Source organism: Actinomadura sp. GC306 (genome assembly GCF_004348665.1).
Classification (GTDB): domain Bacteria; phylum Actinomycetota; class Actinomycetes; order Streptosporangiales; family Streptosporangiaceae; genus Spirillospora.
Genome location: NZ_SMKM01000201.1, coordinates 1 through 12,673 on the forward strand (window position 1 = coordinate 1; position 12,673 = coordinate 12,673).

The 12,673-nt window shown below is 74.4% G+C and carries 10 protein-coding genes; 1 reads left to right on the forward strand and 9 read right to left on the reverse strand.

What is annotated here, in order from left to right:
* Positions 1-104: 104 nt before the first annotated feature.
* The 8 genes from E1200_RS23965 to E1200_RS24000 all read right to left on the reverse strand — a co-directional run bounded on the left by E1200_RS23965 (position 105) and on the right by E1200_RS24000 (position 9,922).
* Positions 105-1,925 (reverse strand): ABC transporter ATP-binding protein, encoded by a 1,821-nt coding sequence (locus E1200_RS23965; protein WP_131954323.1) that lies wholly within the window; start codon positions 1,923-1,925, stop codon positions 105-107.
* A 13-nt stretch (positions 1,926-1,938) separates the two neighbouring features.
* The gene (locus E1200_RS23970) at positions 1,939-2,502 is read right to left on the reverse strand and encodes a hypothetical protein (RefSeq protein WP_131954324.1); all 564 of its coding nucleotides are present in this window, start codon (positions 2,500-2,502) and stop codon (positions 1,939-1,941) included.
* Positions 2,499-3,059 carry a MauE/DoxX family redox-associated membrane protein gene (locus tag E1200_RS23975; RefSeq protein ID WP_131954325.1) on the reverse strand — a complete coding sequence of 187 codons (561 nt, stop codon included), beginning with the start codon at positions 3,057-3,059 and terminating at the stop codon, positions 2,499-2,501. The genes E1200_RS23970 and E1200_RS23975 overlap by 4 nt, the downstream gene beginning before the upstream one ends.
* A gap of 26 nt (positions 3,060-3,085) precedes the next feature.
* Positions 3,086-4,111 carry an MvdC/MvdD family ATP grasp protein gene (locus tag E1200_RS23980; protein WP_131954326.1) on the reverse strand — a complete coding sequence of 342 codons (1,026 nt, stop codon included), beginning with the start codon at positions 4,109-4,111 and terminating at the stop codon, positions 3,086-3,088.
* A 4-nt stretch (positions 4,112-4,115) separates the two neighbouring features.
* A complete protein-coding gene (locus E1200_RS23985) occupies positions 4,116-4,400 on the reverse strand; it encodes a hypothetical protein (RefSeq protein WP_131954327.1) in 285 nt (94 codons plus the stop codon).
* A 108-nt stretch (positions 4,401-4,508) separates the two neighbouring features.
* Positions 4,509-4,844 carry a hypothetical protein gene (locus E1200_RS23990; RefSeq protein WP_131954328.1) on the reverse strand — a complete coding sequence of 112 codons (336 nt, stop codon included), beginning with the start codon at positions 4,842-4,844 and terminating at the stop codon, positions 4,509-4,511.
* A gap of 37 nt (positions 4,845-4,881) precedes the next feature.
* Positions 4,882-6,951, reverse strand: coding sequence for a BTAD domain-containing putative transcriptional regulator (locus E1200_RS23995; RefSeq protein WP_131954329.1), 2,070 nt, complete (start codon positions 6,949-6,951; stop codon positions 4,882-4,884).
* A 73-nt stretch (positions 6,952-7,024) separates the two neighbouring features.
* Positions 7,025-9,922 (reverse strand): M36 family metallopeptidase, encoded by a 2,898-nt coding sequence (locus E1200_RS24000; protein ID WP_243708791.1) that lies wholly within the window; start codon positions 9,920-9,922, stop codon positions 7,025-7,027.
* Between the two features lie 563 nt (positions 9,923-10,485).
* Here E1200_RS24000 and E1200_RS24005 point away from each other — a divergent pair.
* Positions 10,486-11,967 (forward strand): acyl-CoA dehydrogenase family protein, encoded by a 1,482-nt coding sequence (locus E1200_RS24005; protein WP_131954330.1) that lies wholly within the window; start codon positions 10,486-10,488, stop codon positions 11,965-11,967.
* An 88-nt stretch (positions 11,968-12,055) separates the two neighbouring features.
* On the opposite strand, the gene E1200_RS24010 is transcribed toward E1200_RS24005, so the two are convergent.
* Positions 12,056-12,673: GAF domain-containing protein (locus E1200_RS24010; RefSeq protein WP_347813237.1), on the reverse strand; the 618-nt coding region annotated here is incomplete at its 5' end.

Below are 12,673 nucleotides of genomic sequence, written 5' to 3' on the forward strand. Positions count from 1 at the left end.
CTCCTGACCCACATCCTCACCACCCACGCCCACGCCATCCCCGCCTCCGACTAGCCCGGCGCCCGGCAACGTCCACCGCCTCGCCACTTCGTGGTGCCGTCGGCTCAGCCCTCCGCGGGCTGGTAGCCGGAGGCTTGGAGGGTGAAGAGGTGGGCGTAGAGGCCGTTTGCGGCCATCAGGGCTTCGTGGGGGCCCTGTTCGGCCACCTGGCCGTTGGACAGGACGACGATCGTGTCCGCGTCTCGGACGGTGCTGAGGCGGTGGGAGATGTGCAGGCCCGCGCGGCCGGCGCGGTGCTCGCGGAGCAGGCGGTGCAGTTCGGCCTCGGCCTCGGCGTCCAGGCCGGCGCTCGGCTCGTCGAGGATCAGCAGGTCGGTGCGGTCGCGCAGGAGGGCGCGGGCGAGCGCGACGCGCTGCCACTGGCCGCCGGAGAGCAGCACCCCGGTGCCCGGGTCGTCGTAGGCGGACGTGTCGAAGGCGCGGGAGAGCATCGTGTCGTAGCCGCGCGGCAGGGCGGCGAGGGCGTCGTGGATGCCGGCGCGGCGGGCGGCGGCCTCGATGCGGTCCCGGTCGTCGAGCGCGGCGGGGTCGCCGAGGCCGATGTTGTCGGCGGCGGTGAGGTCGTAGCAGACGTAGTCCTGGAAGATCCCGCCGATGCGGTGGCGCAGTTCCTCGACCGGGAGTTCGCGCAGGTCGACGCCGTCCCACAGCACCGCGCCCCGGGTCGGGTCGTAGAAGCGGCACAGCAGCTTGACCAGCGTGCTCTTGCCCGCGCCGTTGGCCCCGACCAGGGCGGCCGTCCCGCCTGCGGGGATCGTCAGTGACACGCCTTGCAGCACCCACGGCAGGTCGTCGCCGTAGCGGAACCAGACGTCCCGCAGCTCGACGCCCTCGCGGAGCGGCCGGACGGTCCGGGGACGGCCGCGCGGGAGCGCCAGGTCGGGTTCGGCCTCGACGACGTGGCGGTAGTGGTCGAACAGCAGCATCGCCTCGTGGGTGCGGCCCGCGCTGCTTATGAGGATGGCCAGGCCGTCTTGGACGCCCGCGACCGCCGCGACGAACATCGCCACGTCACCTATGGTCAGGCGGCCGTTGCGCGCGGCGTCCACCGCCCATACCAGGCCCGCTCCGGCGACTACCGCGCTCAGCGCGCCGTGCAGGCCCTGGACGAGCAGTTCCCGGCGGTCCATCCGGCGGCGCTGGGCGTTGATCCAGCGCAGCTCCGCCAGCATCCGCGCGCCGAACAGCCCGCCCAGCCCGTACAGGCGGACCTCCTTGGCGGCGCTGGTGCTGTTCAGCAGTTGGGCGTAGAAGAACTCGCGCCGGGTCGCGTGCCCGAGCCGTCCGTGGACGCGGGCGCGGTAGCGGCTCAGCCGGATCTGCCCGTGCAGCGCCACCAGCCCCGCGAGCCCGACGGGCAGCAGCATCCAGGCGTTCAGGACGGCGAGGGTGCCGAGGAACCCGCCGAGCATGAGCGTGCCCTGGAGGCCCGCGAGCGTCCCGCCGACGACCTCGGAAGGCCCGGACGATCCGGTCTCCCCGGCGAGGGCGAGCCGGTCCTGGAAGCGCGGGTTCTCCAGGTGCCGCAGGCCGGGCAGGCGCGCCACCGCCGTGTAGAGGCGCCGGCGGCACAGCAGGTCGATGGCCCGCTGCAGTTCCGCCTCCACATAGGGGATCGCGTGCGGCAGCACCGCCGCCGCCACCCCCGTCAGGGCTAGCAGCAGGACGGGCACCAGCAGCGGGCGCCCCGGCTCGGCCAGCCCGTCCAGGACGGTCTTGGTCAGCCAGGCCAGTGCCACCGGGACCGCGCTCGCCGCGACGGTCAGCACGAGGCGGAGCAGCAGCCGCGCCCGCCCGGACGACCAGGCCAGCTCCGCCACCGCCCGCAGCGAGCCCGCCGCGTACCGCGGCCGCTCCTCGTTCACGCGGGTCCCCGGCTCACGCGGGCGCGTCGCCCGCGAGCGGGATCTGCTCGGCGAGCGCGTAGCTCGCGACCAGCACGTCCCCGGCCAGGACGCCGAACGCCGGTAGCGCGCCGACGCCGAACGCCTGGACGAGCGGGCCGCCCTCCTCGTCCTCGGTCAGCACCCGCGCGACCGGTGCCAGCTCGGCGCACAGCTCGTCGCGTCCCGGGCCCTTGCCCAGGACGATCGCCAGGACGCCGTCCCGGCCGCCGGGGGCCGCGTCCGCGCGGGCGAGGAAGTCCGGCAGGCTCTGCTCGCACGACTGGCATCCGGGCGCCATGAACGCGACCAGGGTGGTTTCCGGCAGCGCGGCCCTGGAGACCGGCTCGCCGTCCACGGTCGCGACGGAGAAGTCCCCGACCCGCTCGCCGGGCGCGATCTCCAGCGGCGGGGGATAGCCGCGCTGGGCGGGGGCCCGGCCCGGTTCGGCCAGCAGCCGGGCCTGCTCGTTGAGCCGCCTGATCACCGCGAGCGTTAGCGCGATGTTGAGCAGGCACAGCACGCCGACGACCATGATCGCGGCCGTGCACACCGTCATGGGGCCTCCTCGCCGGTGGCGGGCAGGGGCCGGACGAGATCAATGATCTCCTCCAGCTCGATCAGCAGCAGCGCGGCCGCCGCCCCGGCGACCGCGGCGAGCACCGCCGCCGCGTCGAACGGCGGCGGCCCGTCCCCGGCCACCGAGGTCGGCAGGCCGGTGACCGCGGCGGCCAGCAGCGCCAGGTTCCGCGCGATGTGCGGGGGGCCGGGCGGCCGGCGGCCGGCACCGAAGCACCGGCACGGTATGCGCACCCGGCGGCGGATCATCGACGCCACCGCCGCGGTGAACACGGCCAGCAGCACGGCGGCGGCCACGAACCCGGCCGGGACGAGCGGCGGGAACAGCAGCGCCGCGGCGACGGCGCCCTCGGCGGCGACCGCTCCGGCCGCGGCCGGGCCGGCGAGCGGCGCCGGGACGCGCAGGGCGCCGGACAGCCAGCGCCGGAAGTCCGCGAAGGCCGCCCGGCCGGCGGCCTTCGCGGCGCAGGAGCGGGCGAACGCGACCGCGATGACCGCCTGGCAGCCGATCGTCAGGTACGGCATCGCCCCGGCCACGCCGCCCGCTCCCTTCTCCGATGCACTCAGTACCCGACCTGCACCGCGTCCCCGCGCCGGAACGGCCCGCCCCGCTCCAGCAGGCCGGCCATCTCGGCGGCGAGCGGCAGGTCCAGGTCATGCTCCATCCACATGAACTGGCCGGCCGGGTTGACCTCCAGGAACACGTGCTCGCCCTCGGGCGTGACGATGAAGTCGACCGCGGCGTACACCGCGTTCAGCTCCGCGAGCAGCGCCTGGGTCCGCTTGACGACCTCCTCCGGCAGCGGGTGGTACTCGCCGTAGGGCAGGACGGCGACCTCGCCCGCCTCGCCCCGCCAGTCCACCCTGGTGGAATCCATCTCCTGCGAATTGATCGTCACCGGGAAGTAGGTGTCCCCGATGACGGTGAGCCGGACCTCGTACGCCTTCTCGATGTACTCCTGGAACATGCACATCGTGTGGCCCACGCGGTCGAGGTTCTCCTTGATCTCGTCCCCGACGAGCGCGGTGAGGAGCCCGCCCGGGAACGCGCCCGGGTAGTGGATCACCCCGCCGATCTGCGACTTGTAGACGATCGGGACGCCGGCCCGGTCCACCAGGTCGGCGACCTCCTGCGGATCGTTGGTGAGCAGCGTCCGCGGGACGCGGAACCCGAGCCGCTTGGCCAGCTCCAGCTGGTACGGCTTGAGCTCCCCGATCGCGTCGATGTCCGGCCGGTTGACCCAGAGGCAGTCGGTCGCGCGCAGGATGCCGCCGATGGCCTGCATCGCCTCCTTGCGCGCGAACACCCGCTCCGGTTCCGGCATGTCCGGCCCGAAGTCGAAGGCGGTCGGGCGGCGGTACCACACGCCCGAGAGCCGGTCGAGGTCCAGCTCCCGGTCGTTGTGGCGCAGTATCCGCCGGCCGCCGTCGCCGAAGTCCGAGGTGGTGAACGTCAGCCGGCGCGGGAAGTAGCTCAGGTCCACGCGCACGACCTCGGTGCCCCGTTCGGACAGGGTCGTGATGACCGGATCGACCGTGGGGTCGAACTCCTGGGTCAGGATGAGGACCCGGGGATCGGATGCCGTCATCGGGTCAGGCGCACGTGTCGTCCCGGCAGCGGTCCGACCCCGCATAGCAGCTGGTGTTGGTGTAGGTGGCGATGCCCGCGGTGGGCATGCCGGGGGGCGCGACCCACGTCTGGGTCTTCTCGTCGTAGTGGCCGGGCATCCGGGCGGCGGTCTGGCCCTCCCAGTCGGTCGAGTAGAGGTAGGCGAGCGGCTGCAGGCGCGGGTCGGCCGGCTGCTGCGGCTCGACGTGCACCCCTTCGAGGAACGAGAGCGCGGTGTGCAGCGGCTCCCGGGTCAGGGTGTCGGACATGGACTGACCTCCTTCGTCACCGCGTGCGCGGCGACCTTCGGCCTCCCGTCGCGGCGCGGATGCCGCGACGGAGCTCAAGGGGCGGGACGCGCCGCCGGAATCGTGCGCTCAGGGCGGCACCGCGTCGGACGGCTCGGTGATGCCGGGTATGCCGGTCACCTCCCCGGAGAACCGCCAGACGAGGCCGGCCTCGTCGTAGTGGCCGGCCGTGAAGGCGAGGTCGTGCTCGGGCTCCCCCTCGGAGACCACCTCGTACAGGTAGGCGAGCGGCGTGCCGCGGGCCTGCCTGCGGTGCGCACGGACGTCCGCCGGGACGGCCCGCACCACCATCGAGCCCTCCTGGATCTCCGGGCGGTCGAAGCGGAGGAACGCCGGGCCGCCCGGCAGCGGGTGCTCGTCGTGCGCTCCCGCGCGGGGGTCCCCGGGACCTGGGCCTTCGATCACGGACGCATCGTGACCGATGACCGCTCTCAGTCCGCTCTCAGTCCGCTCTCACCCGGTGCGCGGCGCCGATCCGGCGGCGGGCGCGGTGCTCGCGCACGGCCTTCGCGAGCCGTTCGCCGAGGTCGTGGAAGCCCTGCGCCGCGGCCTGCTCGGCGACCGTCGCGAGCGCCTCGTCCTCCGCCTCGAACCAGGCCGCCGCCCAGGACGCGGCGGGCTCGCGGGCGGCCAGCTCGGCGCGGTGCAGCCAGCCGCCGTACGCGCTGCGCAGCGCGGCCTCCCGCGTCCCGGGCCGTTCGGCGGCCAGCGCCAGTTCCCGCGCGAACAGCGCGAGCAGGGCGGGCAGGCCGTAGCGAACCTGGCCCGCCGCGTCCTCGCCCAGCGGGTCCAGCAGCGCGGCGTCCGCCAGCGCCTCCAGGTGGGCGCGCGCCGCGTCGGGGCCGGTGCCGAGGGCCGCGGAGGCGGCCCACTCCGGGAAGGTCGCCGTGCGCAGCAGCCCCAGCAGCCGGAACGCGCGCCGGTGCGCGGGAGCGAGGTCCCGGTAGTTCTCCCGCAGCCGGGGCCGCACCGCGATGCCGCGGACGGCCAGCTCGTCCATCCGGCGGTGCTCCGGCCGCAGCCGCTCGGCGAGCCGGGCCGGGCTCGCCCCCGGCCGCCGCGCGAGCCGCAGCCCGGCGACGCGCACCGCCAGCGGCAGCCGGCCGCACATCCGGACGATCTCCGCCGCGGCCGGATCGGCGGTCACGGCGTCCCGTCCGGCGGCGCGGCCGAGGAGGGTGAGGGCGTCGGCGGCGGGCAGCGCGTCCAGCCGGAGCGTGCGCGCGCCGGCCGGCCCGGCGAGCGGCGCGCGGGCGGTGACCAGCACCGCGCAGCCGGGCGTCCCGGGGATGAGGGGGTGCAGCTGCGCGTCGTCCATGGCGTCGTCCAGGAGCAGCAAGAGGCGGCGCCCGGCGGCGCGCGAGCGGAACAGCGACGCCCGCTCGTGCAGGGAGCGCGGGATACGGCCGTCGTCCACGCCCAGCGCCCGCAGGAAGGCCGCCAGCACCTCCGCGGGGTCGGCCGGGCGGGAACCGGGGCCGCGCAGCACCGCGTAGAGCTGCCCGTGCTCGAACCGCGGCGCGGCGCGGTGGGCCGCCTGGACGGCCAGCGCCGTCTTGCCGACGCCGGCCGTCCCGTAGACGACCAGGAGCAGCGGCCCGCTGCGGTCGCCGCCGGACAGGAGCGGGGCGCACAGCACCGCGAGCTCGTCCCGGCGGCCGGCGAAATCGCAGATCGCCGCCGGGAGCTGGTGCGGCACCGGGACGGGCTCGCCGTGTCCGTCCAGCGCGGCGGCGTGCGCCTCCAGCACCTCGCGGGACGGCGGCACGCCCAGCTCGTCGGCCAGCCGCCGCCGCACCCGCTCGACCTGGCGGAGCGCCGCCGCGTTCCGGCCGCACGCCGTCAGCAGCCGGATGAGCCGCGCCTGCAGCGGCTCGTCGTAGGGGGCGCCGGCGGCGGCGTCCTCCACCAGCGCGAGCGCGGTGCCCGGCCGGCCGAGCCGGAGCGCCAGGTCGGCCAGCGCGCCCGCGCAGTCGATCCGCGCCTGCTCGACCTCCCGCACGGCCGGGTCGGCGGCGACGGGCTCCGGGTGCCCGCCGAGGACCGGCCCGCGCCACTCCCGGAGCGCACCGGCCAGCAGGGCGATGGAGCGTTCCGGATCGTCGGTGCGGGCGTGCGCGGCGACCCGGGCGCGGAACCGGGCGATGTCGACCGACCCGGCCGGCACCGCGAGCCGGTAGCCCGATCCCGCGTGCTCCAGCAGGGCGTCCGGCCCCACGGCGGTGCGCAGCCATGTCCGGAGCCGGGTGGCGGCGCATTGGAGGGCGCGGCGGCTGCCCCGGTCCGCGCCCCAGGCGAGCGTCAGCAGCCGGTCCTCGCCGACGACGTCTCCCGGGGTGAGCAGGAGCGCGCTCAGCAGGGCGCGGACGCTCGGGCCCGGCAGCGGCACGAGGCGCCCGCGGGAGCGCACCACGAGCTCCCCGAGAACGAGGAACTCCGGGCCGTCGGAGTCTCCGGTCGGAAGGTCGTCGGCGGGGTCGGCCATCGACACGCCCTTCGTCGTCCCGATCAAGATCAACGTTGGTGCGGCCGGCAACGGGAAGGCGGGGACGGCCGGAACCGCCCCCGCCTCACCGCGGCCCCGGCTACCGGGCGAACGCCTGGAACTCGGCGGCGCGGACGAGACCGGCCCACCGGGCGGCGGTGCCGCAGTCGGTGTCGGACCGCGGGTCGTTGTCCTGCTCACCCGCGTACGCCGGGGCGCCGGTGCATTGGCTGGAGACGACCTGCAGCCGCAGGTGCGTCGCCTTCACGTCCCTCAGGTCGAACGACCGGAGGTTGATGTCGGGCGCCGTCGGCCGCGGCCGGTCCGCCGGGAACGCGTCGGACGGGCTGGTGTAGACGGTGCGGTACGCCCCGTCGTCCGCGCAGTCGGCCCGGGTGGCGTCGCAGGCCAGCACCTTGAACGCCCGCAGCGCCGTGAACCGGTTCTGGGCGGTGTTCGCGCCCTCCGGGTCACCGGCCACCGTCGGCCGCAGCATCGCGCTGACCTGGACCCGGCCGACCTTGACCGGGCGGTCGCCCGCCAGGTCGACGGTCACCTGGCGGTCCGCGACCGGGGCCTCGACCGACTGCCAGTTGGTCGCCTCGGTCTCGTCCAGCAGGGCCCCGTGGGACTGGCCGTCACCGGCGGCGGCCGCGCCGTTGGCGCTCGCGGCGAGGTTGCGGTCCATCGTCACCGGCAGGGACCGCTGCCGGCTGCCGATCGTCGCGGTGAACTTCTTGTGCCCGAAGCCTGCGCCCACCGCCACGAAGGAGTAGCGGCCGGGGACGATGTCGAACGTGGCCCCGAGCGGCGTCGCCGGGTCGGTGTCGGCCACCGGGACGGAGCGGGCCTCGTAGTCGCCCACGTAGAGCCGGACGGCCTCGTCCTTCGCGTCACCCCGCGGCTTGAGCGTGACGCGGGCGTTCCGCGACACCGGGGACGCGAAGCTCGGCACCGGGTCGGCGTCGCCCGGCCCGTCGCTGGACGCCGCCTCCCCGAGCCCGTGCTCGGCGAACACCTTCCACATCAGCTCGTGGTTCTTCCCGCCGAACCGGATGGTGTCCGCGGCGAGCAGCGCGTCGCGGTGGTCGACGAAGCTGACCGCGCCGCTCGCCATCAGCAGCAGCGCGTCGAACGACAGCTGCGCCCACCGCCGGTTGCCCGGGCACTTGGCGACCTCGACCTCGCCGTCGGCGCACTTGCGCTGCAGCGAGCGGCTGCCGTGGCCGTACCGCTTGACGAACGCCTCGCGCAGGTCGAACTGGGTGGCGCTCCAGATCTCGCCGTCCGCGTGGACCTGCGGGCCGACGAGGTCGTAGCCGATGCCGCTGTAGTTGAGCGGGCTGCGGCTCATGTCGTAGTTGCGGATCCCGGCGTTCGGCTCGCCCGTGACGTAGGCGCCGATGACGTTGGGCGTCCGGCCGGGCGGGCGGAACCCGTACTCGCTGAGGTACTCCATGGCGAGCAGGTCGGAGGTGCTCTCGTTCATCGCCCCGGCCTGCGGGCCGCTCCACCCGGCGTCCGGGCCGGCGACCATGCGGCCGGAGATGGCGTGGGAGTACTCGTGCCCGATGACGGTCATGTCGAAGTCGCCGTCCACGCACGGCGAGTAGAACGCGCCCGCGATCGGCTGCCACAGGTACATGTTGGTGATCGGGGCGATGCCGTCGGGGAAGGTGATCTGGTTCGCGTTGTCGCGGATGCTCGGGAACCTCGCCCCGGCCTGCGCGTTGCCCTGCTCGGGGTCGCCGCCGAGGCCGCCGCGGTCGCCGTTGTCGACCTGCATGTTCCACGCCGACTCGGTGAAGCCGAGCCGGTAGGACCAGTCGTGCATGCGGTTGTGCTGGACGAACAGGTTGGAGATCGCCGCCTCCAGGTCGGCCTCCTGCGGGCTGTCCAGCGTCGCCGGGTCGCACTTGCTCCGGTACCACTGGTTGCCCCAGCGGTAGGTGTACGCGCGGTCCGGGCGGGGGGCGTTGGTGCGGGTCCCGACGGTGAACGGGTCGTCGCTCGCGCGGTTGTCGTACGTGCGGGCCGCGTTCCCCAAGCTGGTGTGGGTCGGCTCCCCGGTGGCCGGGTCGACGTCCCAGGCGTTCCCGTTCGACGGGTCGCCGCCGACGACGAAGCCGCATCCGGGCTCCGGCGTGTAGCACCACGTCCGCCGGGTGTCGCGGGACGAGTAGTCGCCGGGCGGCGCGGCCGGGAACACCGACCAGTGCGGGTCGTCGCTGTCGTGGTCGACGAGGTTCTCCCGGATGAGCACCGCGCCGGACCGGGCGTCGACGTGGGACGTGACGGCCTTCGGCTCCGCGTCCGAGGTGTCCATCAGCGTGACCTGGTAGGCGCTGCGGACGCCGTCGGCGGTCGGCACCGCGACGAGCCGGACCCGGCGGGTGCCGGCGTCCGAGACCGTGATGCCCGCGTCCCGGCCGGCCGCGGCGACCGCGTCCCGCTCGGAGATCGTGGCGGGCGGCGGGGCGCCGCCGTCCCGGGACAGGGTCGAGGTGACCGAGACGACCTCGTCGCCGCGCACGCCGACCGCGACGAGCCCGTCGTGGCCGGCGGGCAGGTCGCCGAAGCGCTGGCGCAGCAGCACGGCGGCGCCGTCGCCGATCGGGTTGACCGCGACCTTCTCCAGCGCGGTGACGGCCGCCGCGTCCAGGCCGAACAGGTCCCGGTTGCCGGCCAGGTAGGCGCGCGCCGCCTTCTCCGGGCCGCCGGGCAGGCCGCCCGCGAGGGGGCCGGAACCGGTCACCGAGGCCGGGGTGCCGAGCCGGTTCCACCGGACGGTCACGTCGCGGGCGGCGCTCTTCTGGCGGGTGGTGGGGGCGAGCGCGCCGCCGCGCGCGTCCCGGTCGGCGAGCTCGGTGTGCTCGCCCGGTGGTTCGGGGCGGGGGGAGGATCGTTCGGCCTGGGCCGGGGTCGCCAGCCCGATGGTCAGGAGAGTTCCAGTGACCGCCATGGCTGTCGCGGCGGTCCAGCGGGTCCTGGGCACCATTGCCTCCTGGGGGACGGGCGGGTGGCCCGTGGAGGGTCGGCCGGTCGATCATCCGGCCGCTCAAGAGACAAGCAGCGCCCCAGTACCCCAACTATGGCGAATAGCCACACTAACCCCGTATGGCTGCAAGTCGGGGTTCGCCGTTGACAGCGGCTGTTTCGCATGGTTGCCGAGCCCAGGGGGACGGAAAAGGGCGATCACCGCGTGATCAATGGAAGATTCCGGGAAAGAGCCGACCGGTTCCGTGCGGGTGGTCGCGGGGCCGGTCGTTGCCGGAGCGTGATTACGTGACTACGGCAAGCACTAGACTCTGACGGCCCGGTCAGGCGAGCGGTCATTAGACGTAGAACGTGTTCTTATACCCGTCGCAGTAAGCAAGTTGTTCCTTGCGTGCAGTGATCATCAGAATAACCATGGCGCTACGTGCTGAGAATCTCACGATTCGGAAGGTGGTGTCCGGACCCGCTGTTGCGCAGTGCCCCCGACCTCGGAATGCTCTCGATCGACCGCACTGATCGACTTCCCCCTTGCACTAGTACGGCCGACCCGTGAAAGCGGACACCATGACGGATGGTTTGCTGTCCCTGTCGACGGACGAGTTCATCACCGGCATCGACGAGGCCGCGTCGAGATTCGACGCGGCGGCCTACCCCCAGCAGTACCTCCCCGCCGAGGACTGGGCGCGCCTGGTCAAGGCCGGGGTGCTGCTCCCGACCCTGCCGTCCCGGTACGGCGGCCGGGACAGCCACGTCGAGATGTGCCGGGCCGTCGAGACCGCCGCCGAGTGGAACCTGGCGCTCGGCGTGTACGTGATCGTCAACACCGCGTTAGCGCTCCTGCCGGTCGTGAAATGGGCCGGCGAAGAGGCCAAGGCGGAGATGCTGCCGCAGTTCAGCGGCGGCGAGCCGCTGCTGGCCGGGCTCGCCGCCACCGAACCGGGCGCCGGGTCGGCCCTGTCCGCCATGACGACCGTCTTCGAGGAGGTCGAGGGCGGCTACCGGATCCGCGGCCGCAAGCACTGGCAGGCGCTCAGCTCCTCCGCGCACTGGTGGCTGGTCGTCGCGAAGCACGCGCACCGCCGCGAGTACGGGTACTTCATCGTCCGGCGCGACGAGGGGTTCCGGACCGTCCAGCTCTACGAGGCGCTCGGCCTGAAGCTGCTCGACTACGGCGTCAACGACATCGACGTGACCGTTCCGCGGCACCGCCGGATCGACGCCGAGGAAATGGGCATGACCTCGGCCGACCTCTTCCTGGCCTCCCGGTCGCTGCTCGCGGCGGCGGGGGCCGGATTCCTGCGGCGCATCAGCCGCGAGGCGCACGCGTACGCGGACGGCCGCCGCATCGGGCGGAAGCGGCAGTCGAGAATCGGTTTCGTCCGCTACCGGCTCGCCGCCATCGACGCGTCCGCCACCATCTGCGAGGCGCTCAGCCATTACCTGCAGACGGAATTGGACATCAAGGGCGACATGGCCCCCGCGTTCCCGGCCGTCCAGGCCCTCAAGACCGTCGCCACGGAGCGGATCGTCAGCGCGGCGCAGAACTACCAGCAGCTGACCGGCGGGGAGGGGTACCGCTGCGGGGCGCCCGGCAACATCGCCGGCCAGGCGTTCCTCGACTCGCGGGTCTTCACCGTCTTCGACGGCAACAACGACATGCTCAGCCAGCAACTCGCCGCGCACTGCCTGACCCGGCGCGGCGGCCGGCCCCTCAGCGAGTTCCTGGCCGACTGGCCGCTCACGGCGCCCGCCGTCGACACGATCAAGACGGACCTGGGCTTCCTCGACGGCCCCCTGGACCAGACGCACCAGGTCCTCGCGGGCCGCGCCATCGGCTACCTCTTCGCGGTGACGCGGCTCCTCGCGTGGGCCGAGGAGACCGGCGCCGACCCCGGGCGGCTCTGGCCGGCCGTCGAGTTCCTCAAGCACGACATCGCCGGCGTCGCCGCCGAGTTCCGGCTGATGGCCACCGGCATCCTCGGCGACGAGGACGCGGCGGAGCCGGTCGGCGCCGGGGCGGGCCGCTCGTCCGCCGGACCGGCCTGACCGGACGGGGCTGACCGGACGGGGCTGACCGGACGGGGTTGACCATACGGAGCTGACGGGGCGGGGCCGGGCCCCGCCCCGCCGCCGGTCAGCCCGGCAGGCCCTCGCGGAGGTTGATCCGGGCCGCCAGGTCGGCCGCCTTCCCCTTCATGAGGTCCAGGCCGGCCTTGCCCCACGGGCGCGGTTCGCTGTCCACGACGCAGACCGTGCCGAGGACCGTGCCCGTGCGGTCGATCAGCGGAGCGCCGGCGTAGCTGCGGACCATGAGCTTGTCGACGATGGGGTTGCCCGCGAACCGCGGGTAGTCGAGGACGTCGTCCAGGATCAGCGCCTTGCGCCGCACGACGACGTGCGGGCAGTAGCCGGCGTTGAGGGGGATCCGCGTGTCCAGGACCCCCTCCACGAGTTCGGCGGCGGCCGGCGGGGTGAAGGCGCCGGCGACGAACTGGTCCTCGCCGATGAGGTTCACGAACGCCACCGGCGCGGCCGGAAGGCCGGTGAGCCGCTGCGCCTCCGCCGCGAGCTCGCGGGCGAACGCGTCGAACTCGGTTTCCCGCGCCTGCCCGAGCCCGAGGTCGCGCAGCCGCGCCGCCCGCCGGGGCGCCTCGGTGTCGGGCGGCAGCAGAGGCCGGTCGTAGAGCTCCGGTGCCTGGTCGCTGAACTGGTGTGTCACGGGGACCTCCGGGTGTGGGCGGGTGTGCGGGGG